The sequence below is a fragment of the Helicobacter acinonychis genome, from assembly GCF_900461455.1.
Lineage (GTDB): Bacteria > Campylobacterota > Campylobacteria > Campylobacterales > Helicobacteraceae > Helicobacter > Helicobacter acinonychis.
On record NZ_UGIA01000001.1, the window covers coordinates 1 to 19941 of the forward strand.

Annotated in this window: 12 protein-coding genes, 1 tRNA gene and 8 pseudogenes; 5 read left to right on the plus strand and 16 right to left on the minus strand. The window is 37.4% G+C overall.

Going from position 1 to position 19941, the window contains the following annotated elements; all coding sequences use genetic code 11:
- Positions 1–94: 94 nt before the first annotated feature.
- Positions 95–474, plus strand: a pseudogene (locus DYI00_RS00005) (flagellar protein).
- Between the two features lie 279 nt (positions 475–753).
- Here DYI00_RS00005 and DYI00_RS08180 read toward each other — a convergent pair.
- Together DYI00_RS08180 and DYI00_RS08185 are read right to left on the minus strand one after the other, a co-directional pair.
- A pseudogene (locus DYI00_RS08180) lies at positions 754–1260 on the minus strand (glycosyltransferase family 9 protein).
- Positions 1261–1285: 25 nt separating this feature from the next.
- Complete coding sequence (locus DYI00_RS08185) at positions 1286–1600, minus strand: glycosyltransferase family protein (RefSeq protein ID WP_256594193.1); 315 nt, start codon at positions 1598–1600, stop codon at positions 1286–1288.
- A 132-nt stretch (positions 1601–1732) separates the two neighbouring features.
- On the opposite strand from DYI00_RS08185, the pseudogene hisS reads away from it, so the two are divergent.
- Positions 1733–3058: pseudogene (hisS, locus tag DYI00_RS00015) on the plus strand (histidine--tRNA ligase).
- Positions 3045–4084: pseudogene (gene asd, locus DYI00_RS00020) on the plus strand (aspartate-semialdehyde dehydrogenase). The pseudogenes hisS and asd overlap by 14 nt, the downstream one beginning before the upstream one ends.
- 6 nt (positions 4085–4090) lie before the next feature.
- Here asd and DYI00_RS00025 read toward each other — a convergent pair.
- Positions 4091–4475 (minus strand): annotated as a pseudogene (locus DYI00_RS00025) (hypothetical protein).
- A pseudogene (locus DYI00_RS00030) lies at positions 4475–7638 on the minus strand (AAA family ATPase). Before DYI00_RS00030 ends, DYI00_RS00025 begins: the two co-directional pseudogenes overlap by 1 nt.
- Before the next feature lie 3 nt (positions 7639–7641).
- On the opposite strand from DYI00_RS00030, the pseudogene DYI00_RS00035 reads away from it, so the two are divergent.
- A pseudogene (locus tag DYI00_RS00035) lies at positions 7642–8882 on the plus strand (Mrp/NBP35 family ATP-binding protein).
- Between the two features lie 56 nt (positions 8883–8938).
- Here DYI00_RS00035 and DYI00_RS00040 read toward each other — a convergent pair.
- Together DYI00_RS00040 and DYI00_RS08650 are read right to left on the minus strand one after the other, a co-directional pair.
- A complete protein-coding gene (locus DYI00_RS00040; protein WP_324761478.1) occupies positions 8939–10012 on the minus strand; it encodes a glycosyltransferase family 8 protein in 1074 nt (357 codons plus the stop codon).
- Between the two features lie 13 nt (positions 10013–10025).
- Entirely contained in the window at positions 10026–10154 is a 129-nt protein-coding gene (locus DYI00_RS08650; RefSeq protein WP_324761479.1) for a glycosyltransferase family 8 protein, read from the minus strand.
- Between the two features lie 22 nt (positions 10155–10176).
- Between DYI00_RS08650 and DYI00_RS08190 the strand changes: the two are divergent.
- A pseudogene (locus DYI00_RS08190) lies at positions 10177–11794 on the plus strand (FtsK/SpoIIIE domain-containing protein).
- 35 nt (positions 11795–11829) lie between these two features.
- Here DYI00_RS08190 and DYI00_RS00055 read toward each other — a convergent pair.
- The 10 genes from DYI00_RS00055 to glmM all read right to left on the minus strand — a co-directional run bounded on the left by DYI00_RS00055 (position 11830) and on the right by glmM (position 19919).
- Positions 11830–12621, minus strand: a complete 792-nt coding sequence (locus DYI00_RS00055; protein ID WP_104687701.1) for an urease accessory protein UreD — start codon at positions 12619–12621, stop codon at positions 11830–11832.
- The gene (ureG, locus tag DYI00_RS00060; RefSeq protein WP_104687700.1) at positions 12621–13220 is read right to left on the minus strand and encodes an urease accessory protein UreG; all 600 of its coding nucleotides are present in this window, start codon (positions 13218–13220) and stop codon (positions 12621–12623) included. The genes DYI00_RS00055 and ureG overlap by 1 nt, the downstream gene beginning before the upstream one ends.
- Positions 13221–13250: 30 nt before the next feature.
- The gene (locus DYI00_RS00065; protein ID WP_011578339.1) at positions 13251–14000 is read right to left on the minus strand and encodes an urease accessory protein UreF; all 750 of its coding nucleotides are present in this window, start codon (positions 13998–14000) and stop codon (positions 13251–13253) included.
- A gap of 24 nt (positions 14001–14024) precedes the next feature.
- A complete protein-coding gene (gene ureE / locus DYI00_RS00070; protein WP_011578338.1) occupies positions 14025–14537 on the minus strand; it encodes an urease accessory protein UreE in 513 nt (170 codons plus the stop codon).
- A gap of 1 nt (position 14538) precedes the next feature.
- On the minus strand, positions 14539–15126 hold the full coding sequence (locus DYI00_RS00075) for an AmiS/UreI family transporter (protein WP_104687699.1): 588 nt from the start codon (positions 15124–15126) through the stop codon (positions 14539–14541).
- Between the two features lie 223 nt (positions 15127–15349).
- On the minus strand, positions 15350–17059 hold the full coding sequence (ureB, locus tag DYI00_RS00080; protein WP_011578336.1) for an urease subunit beta: 1710 nt from the start codon (positions 17057–17059) through the stop codon (positions 15350–15352).
- Positions 17060–17062: 3 nt separating this feature from the next.
- Positions 17063–17779, minus strand: coding sequence for an urease subunit alpha (gene ureA, locus DYI00_RS00085; RefSeq protein WP_011578335.1), 717 nt, complete (start codon positions 17777–17779; stop codon positions 17063–17065).
- A 241-nt stretch (positions 17780–18020) separates the two neighbouring features.
- Positions 18021–18096: transfer RNA gene (locus tag DYI00_RS00090), tRNA-Val, on the minus strand.
- A gap of 18 nt (positions 18097–18114) precedes the next feature.
- On the minus strand, positions 18115–18588 hold the full coding sequence (gene lspA, locus DYI00_RS00095; RefSeq protein ID WP_011578334.1) for a signal peptidase II: 474 nt from the start codon (positions 18586–18588) through the stop codon (positions 18115–18117).
- The gene (gene glmM / locus DYI00_RS00100; RefSeq protein WP_011578333.1) at positions 18582–19919 is read right to left on the minus strand and encodes a phosphoglucosamine mutase; all 1338 of its coding nucleotides are present in this window, start codon (positions 19917–19919) and stop codon (positions 18582–18584) included. Before glmM ends, lspA begins: the two co-directional genes overlap by 7 nt.
- Positions 19920–19941: the final 22 nt, after the last annotated feature.

The window sequence follows — 19941 nt, forward strand, 5'->3', positions numbered from 1 at the left end:
CAAACTCGTCAAAAATTTGATTGGTTTCTATTCATTTACTTTTGAAAAATATAATTCGTTCGCTTTTTAAATTTACATGAGAAGGAGTTTTCGTATGAAAAAGCAAATCTTGACAGGCGTTTTGTTATCAGTTTTAGCGGTGAGTTCTGCATACGCTCACAAAGGCAAAGAAGACACTAAAAAACCTGGGTTAAGCTCTCAATTAGTGGCTCACAAAGGCAAAGAAGACACTAAAAACCTGAGTTAAGCTCTCAATTAGTGGCTCACAAAGGCAAAGAAGACACTAAAAAACCTGAGTTAAGCTCTCAATTAGTGGCTCACAAAGGCAAAGAAGACACTAAAAAACCTGAGTTAAGCTCTCAATTAGTGGCTCACAAAGGCAAAGAAGACACTAAAAAACCTGAGTTAAGCTCTCAATTAGTGGCTCACAAAGGCAAAGAAGACACTAAAAAACCCAAAAAATCAGTAGCTTAAGGGCTTTAAATCTAAGGGGAGCGTTTAAAAAAACGCTTTCTTTAAACCCACTTATCAATTCTATCAATTTTTACTACTTTTTAAATTTTTCGTATACAGATTTTTTAATTTTTGTTCGATATAGTTGTGTTTCTAAAAAAGGCGTTTAACTTTCTTGTAAAAGAGTAGAGGCGGCTTGAATAACTTCAAGGGGCGTGATGGATTTCATGCACAAATGGTTTCTTCCATTCTTTAAGGGGCAGACTCGTTTTTTGCAAGGCGAACAGCTTAAATGATGGTTTAATACAATGGCTTTTTGGGCTTTATAGGGCTAGTCTCTTTTTCATTAGTGGGGCCAAAAAGAGCGATTAAGGGGGTTTGTGTGCCAGTAGCCACATGCATAGGACCGCTATCATTAGTGATGAATAAATCTAAAGTAGCGATGCGCTCTATTAATTCTTCAATGCTGGTTTTCCCACACAGATTATAAAGCGTTATGAAATAATAAGGGGTTTTTCAACAAGCCTTTAATGGACTTTAAAATTTCTTCAGAAACGATAGCATCTTCTTTAGCCCCAAAAAATAAATTTCATACCCTTTTTCTAACAAAATAGCAGCGACTTCAGCGTAATAAGAAGCTAACCACCTTTTAGCGCTCCCATAGCTTGCACTAGGGTTGAAGCCGATTTTTTTAGGGGTGTTTGGGGTGTGAGTGGGAAGGTTAAAGGCTAGTTTTAAGGGTAAAACGCTTTTTTTATCTAATTCTTTTTTTAAAAATTGTGAAAACAAAAAGCAATATTTTTCCACTTGATGAACTCTTTGGGGGCAACAGTTATTGCATGGCTAAGGAAAAAAAGAACGAAAAAATTGGGCAAAACCGATGCGAATAGGCGTTTTTGTCGCATAGAGCAAAAAAGCGGAATAAAAATGGTTGTTTAAAGCGATGGCCATATCGCAACCGCCCTATTTTTTGAGCGAGTTTGTAGGTGGCTGATAACCTAAAAAAGGATTTTTTGGTGTCGTCTATGAAAACGGCTTCTATTTGCTCATCTTTTTTGAAAAGTTCGCAAGTGATTTTTGGACCCACTAAGATAAAATGCGCGTTAGGGTAGTGGTTTTTAAGGGTGTAAAAAAGCGAGCTTGCCATCAACCCCATCGCCCAGCCAATTAGGCAAACGCAATAAAATGCGCATGCGTTTGGGTGCACTTACGCTCATCAATAGCCCCTTTTTTAAAGATTTTAAGCTAAAATTTTAACATACAAATACAAGGAAATGGAATGATTACCCCTAAAGTGTTGAGTGGGTTTAAAGACCGCTTGCTAAAGATGCGATACAAAAGGCTCAGTTGCTTTCTAAAGTTTCAGTTGTTTTTCAAAGTTTTGGTTTTGTGCCGATTGAAACCCCTCATTTGGAATACGCTGAAACGCTATTACCTGATGCGAGTAGCGATATTCAAAAAGAGATTTATCGCTTTAAAGATCATGGGGGTAGGGATGTGGCTTTAAGGTTTGATTTGACCGTGCCATTAGCGCGCTTTGTCTCTTTGTACCATCAAACGTTAGGAATGCCCTTTAAACGCTACGCCATAGGCAATGTCTTTAGGGGTGAGAGGGCACAAAAAGGGCGTTATAGAGAATTCACGCAATGCGATTTTGATTTTATAGGGAGCGAGAGTTTGGTGTGCGATGCTGAGATCATCCAAGTGGTTATCGCTTCCTTAAAAGCTTTGGATTTAGAAGATTTTTGCGTCTCTATCAATCACAGGAAAATTTTGAATGGGATATGCGAATATTTTGGCATTTCTCAAGTGACTGGAGTGTTGCGCATTGTGGATAAATTAGAAAAGATTGGCTTAAATGGGGTTGAAGAAGAATTAAAAAAAGAGTGCGATTTAAATCCAAACACCATTAAAGGGCTTTTAGAAATGGTTCAAATCAAGCAAGACGATTTAAGCCATGCGGAATTTTTTGAAAAAATTGCTTATTTGAAAGACTGTAATGAAAATCTAAAAAAGGGCATACAGGATTTAGAAAAACTATACCAATTGCTAGGGGATTTACAAATTTCTCAAAACCTGTATAAGATTGATTTTTCTATCGCTAGGGGCTTAGGGTATTATACAGGGATTGTGTATGAAACCACGCTTAATGACATGAAGTCTTTAGGGAGCGTGTGTTCAGGGGGTCGTTATGATCATTTGACTAAAATTTTTCTAAAGAAGATTTGCAAGGGGTGGGGCTTCTATTGGGATTGATAGATTGATTGTGGCTTTAAGTGGAATGCAATTATTAGATGAGCGTTCCACACAAGCTAAAGTGCTAATCGCTTGCATGAATGAAGAATATTTTTCTTATGCAAACCGCTTGGCGGAGTCTTTAAGACAAAGCGGTATTTTTAGCGAAGTCTATCCAGAAGCCCAAAAAATCAAAAAACCCTTTTCTTATGCTAACCATAAGGGGCATGAGTTTGTGGCCATCATTGGCGAAGAAGAATTTAAAAGCGAAACTTTAAGCTTAAAAAACATGCATTCAGGCATGCAACTGAATTGTTTGAGCTTTTTAAAAGCCCTTGAAATCATTGGAGAAAACGATGAAGACTTATAATATCGCCATTGTTGGAGCTAGTGGGGCGGTAGGGCAAGAGTTAATTAAGGGTTTAGAAAATTCTTCTTTCCCTATTAAAAAGTTTGTCCCGCTCGCTAGCGTTAGAAGTGCCGGTAAAAAGATCAAAGCGTTCAATAAAGATTATGAAATTTTAGAAACCATGCATGAGGTTTTTGAAAAGAAAAGATAGACATCGCCTTTTTTAGCGCTGGGGGGAGCGTGAGCGAAGAGTTTGCCACAAGTGCTTCAAAAACTTCTTTAGTGATCGATAACACGAGTTTTTTTAGGTTGGATAAAAAAGTGCCTTTAGTCGTGCCTGAAATCAACGCCAAAGAAATTTTTAACGCTCCCTTAAATATCATCGCTAACCCCAATTGCTCTACCATTCAAATGACGCAAATCTTAAACCCCTTGCACCTTCATTTTAAGATAAAAAGCGTGGTGGTTAGCACTTATCAAGCCGTAAGTGGGGCAGGGAATAAGGGGATAGAGAGCTTGAAAAGAGAGCTAAAAACCGCTTTAGAATGTTTAGAAAAAGACCCCACTATCGATCTAAACCAAGTCTTGCAAGCGGAGGCTTTCGCTTATCCAATTGCTTTTAATGCGATCGCTCATATTGATGCTTTTAAGGAGAATGGCTACACTAAAGAAGAGCTAAAAATGGTGCACGAAACCCATAAGATCATGGGCGTGGATTTCCCTATCAGCGCGACTTGCGTGCGCGTGCCGGTATTAAGGAGTCATAGCGAGAGTTTGAGTATCACTTTTGAAAAAGAATTTGATCTTAAAGAAGTCTATGAAGTGCTAAAAAATGCCCCTAGCGTGGTTGTTTGCGATGACCCTAGCCATAATCTTTACCCCACGCCTTTAAAAGCGAGTAACACTGATACCACCTTTATAGGGCGCTTGAGAAAGGATTTGTTTGACAAGAAAACTTTGCACGGCTTTTGTGTGGCAGATCAACTAAGAGTGGGGGCAGCCACCAATGCACTCAAAATCGCTTTGCATTACATTAAAAACGCTTGATAGGCTTTATTGAGAAAATTTGTGGTAATACTCGCCCTTGTCCGTGATGATTTTAATTTCTAGCAATTGATTAGGCTTGCCAATTCAGGCGATAAAAAATCTGTTGCGAATATTTTAATTCATGGTTAAAAAGCTTTTCTTTTTTAAACTTCTTGCTCAATTTTGGCTCCACTTTTTTAGTCGCTTCGCATGAATTTCCTCTATTGACAATGAGATTTTTAATCACAACCGGTTCATCATTCATAGAAGTGATGCTTAAAAGACTAGAATCCGTCATTTTCCCTACCAATTTCCCCCCAGTCGCGCGATAATCCAACTTAAAATCCAAATCCTTCGCCCCCAAATAAACACCGCTTATAGCCAGCAAGCTCAAACACATTTTTTTAAACATCAAAATCCTTTCGCTAGTAATATTTGTGGGGTATTATAATCAAATTTTATTATCCTTTTTGATCGTTTGAGTCGTTGCGTTTTTTCTTTTATCCATTCAAATAAGCATGAAAAATTATCTTTTGTTTCGCCTTCTATCGCATCTTTTTTGCTATGCAAAAGCCTTGTTTTAAAAGCTATGGCTAATTCCATACGCTTGCTTTGGGCGTATTCTTTTTTATCGTGTTCACTGAACAAATCTTCAATTTGCTTGAATTTTTTATCGCATTGTGAGAGTTGTAGGATTATGATAGAATTTCCCATTCTTTCATTAGCTTCTTTAAATTGTTCGCTAGTTGCTTGCTGGTCAGCATCATCTTTTCTATCATCATCTATCAAAACAATGGGTCTATTATCTAGCTCAAGGAGTTTTTGAATGGTTTCTTTCATCTCGTTTGAATCGTTTTTAAGCCCTGAAATGGGTAAGAAAGTGAAATCAATGGGGCGTTTTTTGTATTCTCGCTTATTGAAATACAATTTAAAAGCGCTCAAATAACAATAATCCGTGATGCCTTCCACAAAGATGATTCGGTGTTTTTTAGGGTCGCAAAAAACATGCTGACCCACCCCTAAAGAGCGCTTGATTTTATCTAGGGCATCGGAGTCTCTGCGTGCATTATTTAGGGAATAATTAAAGTTATTCTTAATCGCAGAGCCTTTTATTTCTTTTTCTACAATCCTTATTTCATCTAAATGATCTGTATCCACTAAAAGGGGTCATGGGTGGCTAGGATAAGGGTAACATTATTTTGATGAGCGTATTCTTTTAAAAACTTCCTGAATTCTTTTTTGGCTGGCACGCTTAAATGAGTGGCTGGTTCGTCCATGACATAAATAATATTATTGTTAAAACTAAAACTTGATCCCACATTATAGAGAAAACCAAACATGAAATTAAACGCTCATTGAAAACCGGTGCTTTGCTGGCTTAAGATGATTGGTTTATTTTGCTCGTGGGATTTTCTGCAATCATAAACTTCAAGTTTCATTTCATATGCCGTATATTTCTCTCTAAAAAGCTTCTTGTTGTGTCCGACACGAATTTTTAATGGGTAACTATCTTGACGCTCGTCTTGAGCGATCGCTAAAAGTCTGTTAAATTCTTTTGTGATTAAAGAATCCATTTTTAATTGCAAGTTGTATTCTAAAATTTCTGCAATATTTTCTAATATTTCTGTAAAATTTACCTTAAATAAAAGAGAGCTTTTATCATTAAAAAATTCAAGTTGACATATATCATTATCACACTCACCTTTTATTTGAATTTGAAAAGGATATTTTGATTGTTTAATTTCTTTTAGTAATTCTTGGTCTATTTCTTGCAAGTATTTTTTAGGGATATTGAACGATTTATTATAAATAGAATAAATTTCTAAATCATTATTTTTATCAAACATTATTTCTAACCCTTGCTCATATTTTAAGTTTTTTTGATTAAAATTTTTATAATTTAAAATTCTCCCAAAAGTATCCCAAATTGTATTGGGGTGAAAGTCCATTTTCCTAAACAATGAATTTCTAAAGAACCAATCCGATTGGTTAAATTCAGAAGGGGAAGAATAATCAATACAAGTCAATAATGTAGTCTCAAGGTCATTATCTGTGATTTTTAGCTCTTTATATTCTTTAACGATTGGCACGAGTTTATCAAATTCATAAGATAAACCACCGCTTAAAGGGAAATGTAAGTGTTGAAACGCTGTATAAGGGTTACACTCTCGGCAATGCTCTGCGAACTCAGAATAATTTTTACTTTGTTTGAATTTTTCCTTGTTTGCTTCAAATTTTTTTTTGATTTCATCAATATTTTTAGGGAACAAATGAGCGTTGCTTTTTTCATCTAAAGTTTTTATAGTCTCCCAAAGAGATTTTCTTGCTGATTCAAAAAAATTCCTGTCTCTGTGTCGCTTAATTTCTGAATTGAATAATAAGTCTATCTGTTTCAAATAAAACTGACACATCATGTATTTAATATCTTTAGATATATCATTAGTAACATGACTTGCTACATATTTTTTGCATATTTGTTGGATATTATTCAGCAAAACATCATAATTTAAATTAGGATCTAGCGTTTTTTGATTTTTGCAGTGGTGTTCAATTTCTTGGATCCACAGCTCTTTTTTTCGCTCAAAATCCTTTTTTCTTTTATCATGTATGTTATCATGTATATTGATATTTGATTCAAACCGCTCAAATTGTTTCTTAAAATTTTCATTGATAGGGTATTTTTTATCTATCTCTTTAATAATATCCTTAACCAACTCTGATAATCTTTCTTGAGATTGTACATTTTGTAAAACTTCAATTTTTGGTGCAAATTTTTCATTAGAGTCAGTAGTTTTAAAAAATTTATCTAAACTCTCTATCTTTTTTAAGATGGTTCCCATATCTTTTGGTTCAATTTCTCTTTCGCTAAGTTCTTTTAAATAAGAATAAATTTTTACTAATTGTTTTTGTTTGCCTTCCCCTATTACAAAAAATTGATTGGGTTTGTATTCTCTATTAGGAGCGTTGTATTCTATAATTTCTCTTATACACTGACAAAAATTTTTAACCAATTGATTATTACCACTTAAATGTTTAATTAATTCTTTGAAAAGCAGATTGTTGGCTTGTCTAGTTGCAAATTCGCTCAATTTTGATTTTTCTTTTGCAAATTCGCTCAATTTTGATTTTTCTTTGTAGAATTTTAAAAACGAATCTAATGTACCATAAGACATGATGAGACTTATAAAACCCCCTATAAAAACACTAAAAGGGTAGATGATTAATATTTTTGATAATTCCTTTACTTCTTCGTTAATTTCTTTAAATTGGATTTTCAAATCCACGCAAGAAAAATCTGTGGTTTTATTATTAAAGCTTGTTTCTTCTTCCAAGCTTAAAATAGTGTCTTTATTTTCAAGGAGTTTGAAATCATCTTCCTCACTACAAAGTTTAACATCCATACCATCAAATAACTTCAAAGCCTCTAAAACATTGCTTTTGCCGACATTATTTTCCCCCACTAAAATCACTAACCCCCCATGCTTGTTTTCAAAATCTGAATTTAAAAGCAATTCTGAATTTTTACTCAAATTCCTAAAATTGCACAATTTCAAAACACGCTTATAAAGTTTCATGCCTTGCCCCTTTCTTTTCATGCTACTTAATATAGCACAAACTCATTTAAGGCAAATTTTTGACAATGCATCAATTTATAATGCAAAATTAAACAAAACATGCTATAAAGAAGCCTTAAATCATTCTAAGGATTAAAATGCTCACACAAGAAGATGTCTTAAATGCGTTAAAAACGATTATCTACCCTAATTTTGAAAAGGATATTGTCAGCTTTGGTTTTGTTAAAAACATCACTTTGCATGACAATCAATTAGGGCTTTTAATAGAAATCCCCTCAAGCTCTGAAGAAACGAGCGCGATTTTAAGAGAAAATATCTCCAAAGCGATGCAAGAGATGGGCGTGAAAGCTTTGAATTTAGATATTAAAACCCCACCCAAACCGCAAGCCCCAAAGTCCGCTACCAAAAATTTGGCTAAAAATATCAAGCATGTGGTCATGGTAAGCTCTGGTAAGGGCGGTGTGGGTAAAAGTACAACTAGCGTGAATTTAAGCATCGCTTTAGCGAATTTGAATCAAAAAGTGGGGTTATTGGACGCTGATGTGTATGGGCCTAATATCCCTAGAATGATGGGCTTGCAAAACGCTGATGTGATCACTGATCCCAGCGGTAAAAAACTCATTCCTTTAAAGGCTTTTGGCGTTTCTGTAATGAGCATGGGGCTTTTATATGAGGAAGGGCAAAGCCTCATTTGGAGAGGACCTATGCTCATGCGAGCGATTGAGCAGATGATAAGCGATATTATTTGGGGGGATTTAGATGTGTTGGTGGTGGATATGCCCCCAGGAACAGGCGATGCGCAACTCACTCTAGCCCAAGCCGTGCCATTAAGTGCAGGGATCACCGTTACTACGCCCCAAATCGTGAGTTTAGATGACGCTAAACGGAGTTTGGATATGTTTAAAAAACTACACATTCCTATTGCAGGCATTGTAGAAAATATGGGGAATTTTGTGTGTGAGCATTGCAAGAAAGAGAGCGAGATTTTTGGATCAAATTCTATGAAAGAATTACTAGAAGCTTATAATACGCAGATTTTAGCCAAGCTCCCTTTAGAGCCTAAAGTGCGTTTAGGGGGGGATAGGGGCGAACCGATTGTGATCTCTCACCCTACTAGCGTGAGCGCTAAGATTTTTGAAAAAATGGCGCAGGATTTAAGCACGTTTTTAGACAAAGTAGAAAAGGAAAAATTAGCCGACAATAAGGACATCCAACCCACGCAAACGCATGCTTGCTCGCATTGATTTTTAAAGATCGCTTTTTTAAAGCTACCGCTTGCTTTAAGCAAGCTCTTTTATGATTAGATCATAGAAAATGCTTTTAGCATTTTTTTAACCAACCGCTTCACTTTTTGTTTGATTTTAAAAAGCAAAAATTCTATAAGGAGTCTAGAAGAAAGTCTAGGCAAAAGGAATGCAAAAGAACGCCGTTTGTCTACAAAAGATAGGGCTTTGTTGAAAGTGCGGAGTTTGTTGTTTTTGTTTTGAATATGATTAAAGAGGTGATCTAAAAAGGGAGTGTTAAAATATTTATCTTTAAAAGGCGTTTGCATCAAAACTTCATGCCATTTTTTCGCGCCAAAGACGCTGAAGATTTTCCAAGGCTTATCGCCCCAAAAATGCAACATGCACACTTCTTTAATGCTAGGGAATGAGGGGGTGTCAAGGAAGCTAGGGTGGGCATTATAGGGGTAAGGCAATTCTAAAATCCTGCCACGGCACACAAAACACAAAGCATCTTGATCGTTAAATAAAAGTTTTTCATTTTTCAAAATGAAAAATCCAATCAATTGGTTTTCAAGATTTTCTTTACGCCATAATTTTAAGTTTAAGGCTAAAAACCCTGCATTAAAGTAGTTGTCAAAAAGGATTTGAGCTTCTTCTAAATTAGGGAAAGCGTTAGCGACGCCGATAGATTTTGCTCGCCTTTGGCGTAATTCGTATAAATCCTTAGCCGAATTCCTATTCATAGCGATCAAATCTTTTTCTCTCACAGCCCCAAAATAATGCGCTTCAAGGGGGATAAAAAAGCTCTCACTAATATCGCCCACAAACAAAGTATCCACATCAAACATGATCATCTTGTCATATTGAGGGAAAAGGGAAGCCAAAAGCAAGCGGCACATGATCATTTTAGAAAAGCGTTTTTGAGAATAATTGCTGAGTTTTGTGAATAACTCTTCAATCTTATTGGCTATTATTGGATCAATGTTTTGATAATGATCGCTTTTAATGGTTTGGTTCTTTTTTATTTCTTGGTTTTCTTTGGGCGTGTTATGAGTAGAAATCTCCAAAAACTCTACGCTAGAAAAAGCGCTAAAAGGAGCGAGAGTTTCTTTTAATTTTTCTATATTTTCAGCGCTTAAACCATCCACTAAACAATGGATTTTATAAAAGAGTTTTACTCTCTCTCTCTGTTTTAGCGTTCGCTAGCATAGAATATAAGCTCACACCAGCTGGGATACAATAATTGTTATCAAAAGCCACCACAATAGGGATAATCACACTATCTTGCACACACAACCCTTAAATCTTTAAATTGAACCCACTAAAAAGGGTTTTCGTAATTATATCTTTTTTCAATGTTTTAAGCTTTCAATTTCTTTATTTGGAGAGCGAAAAAAATAAGTCCATAGAAGAATGGAAACGCTATGCAGAGCCTTTTAAAGATAATGGTTTTCGTTTCAAATGCCTTGACATAGAAGCAGTGAGTGATTCTAGCATTAAATCCTAACACATGCAAGACTTCGCTGATGTAATTAAAGCGTATTGCAAGCAAAAAAAGAAATTAAAAGGGAGTTGAAAGACTTACAAAGAGATAGTGAATTTTGGACTAAAAGCTCTCAGCATGAAATGGTTGTGCCGGTGGGGTGGGATATTAACCATAAAGAAGTGCATTAAAGAAGTGCGCTTTGAAATTGGTAATGAACAAAACCACACGCTTATTTGTGGGTGCAACGGGAACGGAAAATCCAATTTCTTGCATGTGTTGATTCAAAATTTAGCCTTCTACTATGCGCTTGATGAAGTCCAACTCTTTTTATTAGACTATTAAAGAGAGGGTAGAATTTAACGCGTATGCAGATCCGATTTTAAAGCATGCGAGATTAGTGAGCGTGGAAAGTTCGGTAAGTTTTGGCATGAGTTTCTTAAGTTGACTTTGTGAAGAAATGCAAGAAAGAGCCAATTGTTTCAAAGAATTTGAGGTGAAAGATTTACAAGATTACAGAAAGCATAAGGAAATGCCTAGATTTATCGTAGTGGTTGATGAATTTCAGGATCTTTTTAACAGCTCCAGTAAAGAAAAAGGTGCAGTGGAGAGGCATTTAACCAATTCGCTCAAAAAGGGTCGTAGCCATGGGATTCATTTAATCTCAGCCACTCAAACCATGCACGGCGATAATATCAGTAGTAGCCTTAAGGTTCAAATCGCTAACTGCATCGCTTTGACTATGGATGCAGAAGATAGCGATAGTATTTTAGGCGATGGTGTGGCTTGTGAGCTTGTGGGATCAGAAGGCACTTTTAACAACAATGGAGGGCATAAAAATACCACACCAAGATGAGTATCCCTAAAGCCCCTGATGATTTCAAAGCCTTTATTAACAAAATTCATACTGAATTTGGAAAAAGAAATCTTGCCCCATAGAGCATAAAATCTATAATGGCGAATTGCTTTTAAAAATACCCAACATGCTTGAGGATAAGGTAATGCACTTGCATCTAGGAAAAGGGGTGGATTATGAACAAAAGGACTTTATAGTTGGGTTTGAAAATAACCAATCGCATTTATTAGTGGTGAGCAATAACATAGAAGCTCGTGCAACCTTAATGAGACTTTTAGCCCAAAACATCAAAAGTGCAAACAAAGAATGGAAGAAAAAGCCACAGACAACGAGCAGTATTGCGTCATTTTTGTGCATGATCTCAAACAAATTTCTTCAAATTACAATCCTGGTGGTAGTTTAAAAGATTTGTTGAAAGACCACTTCAAGCAATGCCTAGCTTTTGAGTGCAATGAGGAAAACTTAAGGGCTATCAAAAGCTTAAACGCTATGGAAAACGATTTACCATTAAAAAACAAACGCAACGCGCTCTTCATAAATGCTTCTAAAGACAGCGTTACTGAGTTTAGGCCTTTTATTTTGTTAGAGTGAAAAAAAAAAGGGGGATCAAAAAGACTAAAAGGGTTTTAGTCTTTTTGAATCTTTTGCGTGACTAAACGAGCGATTTTTTCTCTTAAAGCTAATAAGGGTTCTGAGCCTTTAGCTAAAGCTTTTAGGCATAAATGAGAACTAGCGATCTCACTCACTGCCCCATCCACTTCAGCTTCTTCAATCAATTCTCGCGCACCAAATAGCTCTAAAGGGCAATTGATAAGCACCAGATTCAAATAATGCGTATAGCCATCAAACATGCACATGTTAGTCATGTCGGTGGTTTTTGGATCTAAAATCGTGTTGTCGTAATAGATAGGTTTATTATCTTGTAAAATAGAGATTTTAGTGTGCAAGCGGTTGAATTGGAACAATTCATTACGAGCCACTCGCCCTGCGACAATGATTTCACTATAAAGCAATTGGGAGCCAGAATACAAAGAAATCGTGGTATTACCCTTAAAATGTGCATTTTCAAAGGGGATCAAGGGAAAAGGTGCAAAGTCTAAAAAGGCGTTTTCTCCCACAACAATATGCATATCCCTACTAGCAAACCCATCTTCTGTGTTATGGATTTTCTCAAAGGATTGCGAAGTGATCCTTAACTTGCAATTTTGACCGATGTTTAATTGCATGTCTTGTGCATCGCCTTTCATTAAGCCAGGGCTTACCGCTAAAAGCATGATTTCAGCTAAATCGTCTTTAGGGTAAAAGGGTGCCATGAGTTTAAAGGGGGGCGTGAAGAAATTGTCTTCAATCACGCACCGTCCGTCAGCTCCTATTTTGGTTTTTAGCCTGAGCTTGGAATCTTGAGCGTAAGTAGTCATCAATCTTCCAATAAAGCGTTGCGCTTAATCCAAGCGATCACATCATCCAAACCTTCTTTAGAGCGGATATTCGTAAAAATAAAGGGCTTTTCGCCGCGCATTTTTTTAGAATCTCTTTCCATGACTTTCAAGTCCGCTCCCACATAGGGGGCTAAATCAATTTTATTGATGACAAGCAAGTCTGATCGCGTGATTCCTGGACCGCCTTTCCTTGGGATTTTATCGCCTTCAGCCACATCAATCACAAAAATCGTAAAGTCCGCTAACTCCGGATTAAAAGTCGCCGAAAGGTTATCGCCTCCGCTTTCAATCAAAAGCAATTCCAAATTAGGGAAACGGTCATGCATTTCTTCTACGGCTTCTAAATTCATGGAAGCGTCTTCTCTAATGGCGGTGTGAGGACAACCCCCTGTTTCTACGCCAATAATCCTATCTCGTGGCATCACCGAATTTTTACACATAAACTCTGCATCTTCTTTAGTATAAATATCATTAGTGATAACCGCCATGTCATAGTCTTTTGACATATGGCGTGTTAAGGCTTCAATCAAGGCGGTTTTACCGCTTCCTACAGGACCACAAACTCCAATTTTTACCATAAAATTTCCTTTCAATGTTGAGGTTAAAATTTAAGACATATATAGGCGCGAGTATAAACTCTCATGCTGCATCGCCTTAATGTCGTTTTGAATGCTTGCCACACACAGATGGCTTTCGTCTAATTCTAGGGTTTTTTCTATGAGCCGGTTAAAAGGGCTTTGCAAGCTCAATAAGATTTTTTGCCCATCATTTTGGGATAGAGGGACGCTTTTAACGCAGTTGATCACCATGTTAGAAGTTTGTGCATAAAGATAATGCCTTAAGGCTTTTTTTAATTCAATATTCAAACTCGCCACAAAAACGCCATAGCTAGTGGCATGGATTGGATCTTTGGTTTTTTGAGCGTAAGTATTAAAAAATGCACCCATGTCTAATTCATTCATGGCTTGTAAGGTTTTAATGAAGCGATTGCCTAGTTTTTGATTAGCCAATCTTAATTCCATGGGGCTTGTGGATAGTGCGATGATCTCTTCAATTTCTAAGATCTTATTTAAATCGTTTTGAAGAGCGCTTTCATAGGTGAGTTTCAAACTCAGCATTTCAGTGTAAAGGAACTGGCTAGAGAGATTGGCTTTTAAATATTCTAAAGCGCTTTCTTTATTGGTAACCTTTTTTTGCTGGATGTAAGTTTCTAACCCAAAAGAATGCGTGTAAGAGCCAATAGGGAACACTGCATCATTGACTTGCAAGATTAAAAATTCATTATCCACATGCTTACTATCTACTTCTAGAGTAGGGGTTTTCTGTGGTACGCTCGCATTTTTTTTAGTGCTTTTCACGCTTTTTCCTTTATCTTATCCTATTTATTTCATTACCACTTTAAAATCGCTTGCCAATGAGACCTTAAAATTAGGTTCGTTATGGGGCATGCTCACGGTCAAGCGTTCTTTCGAATCCAATTTTGAACTTAAAACACGATTTTGTACCCCTAGCTTTTCTAATAAAGCTAGTGTGGGTTTTTCAAATGGTGTTTTAAATTCAAATTGAGACTCGCCATAGTATAAAGTTGCATGGCGGTTTCCTATTTCATAGCATATTTTGGCTACTTCCGCCACGCTTTTAGCTTGAATGTGAATCACTTCAGAATCCAAGATATTGATGGCGATAATTTCCTTCTCTTCTTTAAATAAAATATCCCCTTGAGAGAGACCAAGCTTGGGAGCGTCTTTAAGGCGTATGGCTATGTCTTTACCTTGCCTGGTCTTAAAGCGAGCGATTTTTTTCCTCGTTTCAAACCATTCCAAATCCACATAATCCACCTTGAAATCTAAGGGGTTTAAATCCCTTAAATTGCCTGTTAAACGCTCTATAATCATCTCACACCCAGTGTTGGATAAAGAGCAACCAAGCAGGAATCCAAGCGGTTAAAATACCTTCAATGATGGCAAGCCATGGAGTGAATTTCCCTAAAGGAATTTTCAAGATGTTTTCAATGAAAGCAGTAAGCCACAAAACACCCCAAGACAACCAAATGATCGCCCACCAATCGCCTTCAGTGATGCCTAACATTTTGTGGTCATCAAGCATGTCGCTGTAATGGGATAGAATCGCAGCAGGAACCGTGTTGATCGCTACGAACAAGCTATACCAAGAATAGGGCCTCCAATCTAAATTGAAAGTGTGGTTGATAGCCGCATACAAGTAAGTGAAACCAAACAATAATCCAGTAGCTGGTCCATAGAAATTGGTCAAATGGTGTGATACTTGAGCGATGTCTTCTGCACCTTCTATAGGGGCTGAGGGGTTGAGCGCGGAATAAACGATCGCGATCACATTACAAATAATGGAGAGCCCACCCACAAAAAAGTTCATCACCGCAGTGCTTTTAGGATCGACTTTGGCCAATCCGCAAATCCCATTGCTGATTAAAACAATCGCAACATATAACAATACAAGTCCTAGCATTGCCTTATCCTTCCGAAACAAAAATTTCACAACAAACACACCTTATAAATAGCATTTTGTTGCTTGAGTTAATCATAAAAAAAAATAGTAAATTGGCAAAAAATAAAACAAAAAAATAAGCTCCTAACTTTTTGAAAACAAAAAGTCAAAGAGCCAAATTAAGATTTTCAAACTAAGACTTTAAGGAGCGATGCTCCCAAAAATCTTTAGAAAATTAAAAATCCTAGAAAATGCTAAAGAGTTGCGCCAAAGTCACTTTATTAGCCGGTTTAGAAGTCACTTCTTTGCCATCCACGAACACATGGTAGGTTTCAGGATTGACTTCAATGTGAGCGGTAGTGTCATTGAATTGCATATCTTTTTTAGTGATATTTCTGCAATTTTTAACCGGTAATACTTGTCTTTCAAGCCCTAACTCTTCTTTAATGCCTTTGTCATAAGCTGCTTGAGACACAAAAGTGATATTTGCATCGTATTTAGCTTTACCATGGTGGGCAAACATTTCTCTGTAATAAACCGGTTGTGGGGTAGGGATAGAAGCATTCGCATCACCCATTTGACTTAACGCAATGAACCCACCTTTGATGATCATGTTAGGTTTTACACCAAAGAATGCTGGACTCCATAAAACCAAGTCAGCGACTTTGCCCACTTCCACAGAACCCACATACTCGCTAATCCCATGAGCGATCGCTGGGTTAATAGTGTATTTAGACAAGTAGCGTTTGATCCTGAAGTTGTCATTGTCGCCTTTTTCTTCTTTCAAGCGGCCAAATTCTTTTTTGTTTTTGTCAGCAGTTTGCCAAGTTCTAGTGATAACTTCGCCCACACGACCCATTGCTTGAGAGTCAGAACTAGTGATGGAGAAAATCCCCATGTCATGCAAAGTGTCTTCAGCCGCAATGGTTTGAGGGCGGATCCTTGAATCAGCGAACTGAACATCTTCTTTAATGCTTTTATCCAAGTGGTGGCATACCATAAGCATGTCCATATGCTCTGCTTCTGTATTCACGGTGAAAGGGATAGTAGGGTTAGTTGAAGCGGGTAGAATGTTGTGTTCACCGGCTACTTTAATAATATCAGGAGCGTGTCCGCCACCAGCACCTTCAGTGTGGAAAGTGTGCATAGTGCGCCCAGCAATCGCTGCCATAGTGTCTTCTACACAACCGGCTTCATTCAAAGTGTCTGTGTGGATAGCGACTTGCACATCGTATTTATCCGCAATATCTAATGCATGGTTGATTGCAGATGGAGTGGTACCCCAATCTTCGTGGATTTTAAAACCAATCGCACCGGCTTCAATTTGATCGGTCAAGCTTGCGTCATTAGAAGCGTTACCTTTACCTAAGAAACCTAAATTCATAGAATATTCTTCAGCCGCTCTAAGCATCCATTTTAAATTTCTTCTACCTGGAGTGATAGTGGTTGCGTTAGTGCCATCAGCAGGCCCAGTTCCTCCACCAATCATTGTGGTTACACCGCTTGCAAAAGCTGTAGGGATTTGTTGGGGTGAAATGAAGTGGATGTGTGTGTCAATCCCACCAGCAGTTACGATCAAGCCTTCACCGGCTAGCGCTTCAGTAGCAGGACCCACGCTAAGATTGTTTTTAACGCCATCTTGCATGTCTTTGTTACCGCCTTTACCAATACCAGCGATTTTGCCATCTTTAATGCCAATATCCGCTTTATAAATACCGGTGTAGTCAATGATCAAAGCGTTAGTGATGATCAAATCCAATTCTTCCTTGCTAGGGTTGTTAGATTGACTCATGCCTTCTCTTAAAGTTTTACCGCCACCAAATTTAAGCTCTTCGCCATAAATGGTGTAGTCATGTTCTACTTCAGCGATTAAATCTGTATCGCCCAATCTCACTCTATCGCCTGTGGTAGGACCATACATAGATGCGTATTCTTTTCTGTTAATCTTTTTCATGTCTTACTCCTTAATGGTTTTTACATAGTTGTCATCGCTTTTAGCGCCGTGAAAACCACGCTCTTTCGCTCTGTGTAAAGCAATTTTTTTGCTTTCATTGTCTGCTTGCCTATCAACCAATGCGTTAAATCCAAAGATCCTTCTGTTGCCGCCAATGTCAATCAATTCTACGGATTTTTCTTCGCCAGGCTCAAACCTTACCGCTGTCCCACTCGCAATATCTAATCGCTTACCGAAAGCTTTTTCTCTGTCAAAGTCTAAGCATCTATTCACTTCAAAGAAATGGAAGTGAGAGCCGATTTGAACGGGTCTATCGCCCACATTTTTAACTTTCACGCTAATGGCTTGTTTGCCTTCGTTGATAGTGATGTCTTCATTTTTTAAGAACAATTCACCAGGCACTAACTTACCTTTGGATTCAATAGGGGTGTGCACAGTTACGAGTTTTGTCCCATCAGGAAACATCGCTTCAATTCCCACTTCATGGATCATGCTTGCCACACCATCCATCACATCATCGGGTTTTAAAAGAGTGCGCCCTTCTTGCATCAATTCAGCCGCACTTTTTTTACCAGCTCTCGCTTCTTCCATAACATGAGCACTAATCAAAGCTACCGCTTCTACATAGTTGAGCTTAATACCTCTTTCTTTGCGTTTTTTAGCCAACTCTCCAGCATAATGGAGCATCAACTTGTCTAACTCTTTTGGGGTGAGTTTCATCTCTCCTTCTCCTCATTCTTAAAGTGTTTTCCTTGAAGACATAAGCATCAAGGTTGGAGTGATTGTAGCCATTTTCAATTAACTAAGATTAACAAAAGTGATTATCATTGAATGTTATTTGTAACAAATTAGTGTTATCTTTTAAGGGCGTTATTTTAGCGTGTTTAACGATTTTTGAATATCATTTTAGAGGCAATCAAAAATTTGCAAAATGAGAATTAAAATTGGAGTAATGTAATAATGGTGGCCACGACTGGACTTGAACCAGCGACCACTACCATGTCAAGGTAGTGCTCTACCAACTGAGCTACGCGACCTTTTGTTAAAAAGGGCGATTATGCCTTAATTTTGTTTTGTTTTTGCTTAAAAAAGAATTGTCTTATTAATAAAACGCCCACGCCCACATCTATCATCACATCGGCGAAATTAAAAATAGCAAAATCAAATCCATAATGATAATACACATAATCCACAACGCCCCCATGCACAAACCTATCCAAAATATTAGAAACCCCAGCACCAAACACCATGCCAAACTCTATCGTATGGGCTTTAAAAAGCTCAATTTGGCGCATTAAAAAGATAAAAAGCCCTAAAATTAAAAGGATTTGCAAGTATTTTAAACTCCCCTCTAAAAAACTAAGCAGCGAAAATGCCACGCCCTTATTGAACACTAAAACAATATCTATAATAGAACTCTCATAGCGAAACCCCTCTAAAATAGCGTATTTGATCGCTTGATCTGTGCCAAAAATAAGGAGAAAAACCCCTATAAAAATAAACAGGCTTGTTTGGGTGGTTTTTAGCACAAATGCCCTTCAAAAAACTCTTTTAATTCTTGCATTTTTAATTCTAGTAATTTTTCATCTTTAGCTTCTAAAAGGATTCGCAGTTTGTTTTCAGTGCCGCTATAACGGATTAAATGGCGGATCTCTAGTTTGTCTAATTCTTTTAAAAGAGCGCTATAACCTTTCAAGCTTTCTAAAGGAAGCTTTTTTTGAATATCCAAATTCACCAAGCTTTGGGGGTATAATTCAAAGGGGTTTAGAGCGACAGAGCTTGCAAGTTTGCTTTCTAACACTAATGCACTCACTTGCAAGGCACACACCAAGCCATCGCCGGTTTTAGCGTAATCGCTAAAAATAATATGCCCGCTTTGCTCGCCTCCAAAATTGGCTTTATTCAATTGCATGCATTCGCTCACAAATTTATCCCCAATCGTGCAATGCTTTAATTCTAAATCTTGGGATTTTAAATATTCTTTAAGGGCTAAATTACTCATATTAGTAGCGACAATCGCTTGAGAAGAAAGGGCGTTTTTAGATTTTTGATAAACCCCTAACACCCCTAAAAGCTTGTCCCCATGCACGATATTCCCTAAATTATCCACCACCACTAGCCTGTCAGCATCGCCATCAAAAGCAAAGCCTAGATCCGCGCGGTATTTTTTCACTTCTTGGCTCAATTGGTTAGGGTGTAAAGCTCCGCATTGCTCATTGATATTACACCCATTAGGCTCATCATTGATCACTAACACATCAGCCCCAAGCTCGCTAAAGACGACCGGAGCCACCTTATAAGCTGCGCCATTAGCCGTATCTAACACGATCCTTAAACTCTGTAAGTTTAAATGTTTAGGGAAAGAGTGTTTTAAATGCACGATATAACGCCCTATGACATCGTCTATCCTTTTAGCGTTGCCAACGCTCTCGCCTACTTTATAACTAGAATGCAATAACTCTTCATTATGAAAGATTTCTTCAATCGCTCTTTCTTCTTCTTCTTTAAGTTTATAGCCATAAGAATTGAAAAACTTAATACCATTGTCTTCAAAAGGGTTATGGCTCGCGCTTATCATAATGCCTGCATCACAGCGCATGTCTTCAGTTAAAAACGCAATTGCAGGGGTAGGCATAGGTCCTATTTGGATCACATTATAGCCTATGGAAGTGAGTGCACTCACTAGAGCGTTTTCTACCATGTAGCCGCTTTTTCTAGTGTCTTTACCAATTAAAATTTTATCGGTTTTAGAATGTTTTTTAAAATACAATCCTGCAGCAATCCCTAAACGCATCACAAACATGGGGGTGAGTTTCACCCCTGCTCTACCTCTCACGCCATCAGTTCCAAAAATTTTCATCGTTATTAAAAGACCTTTTAAA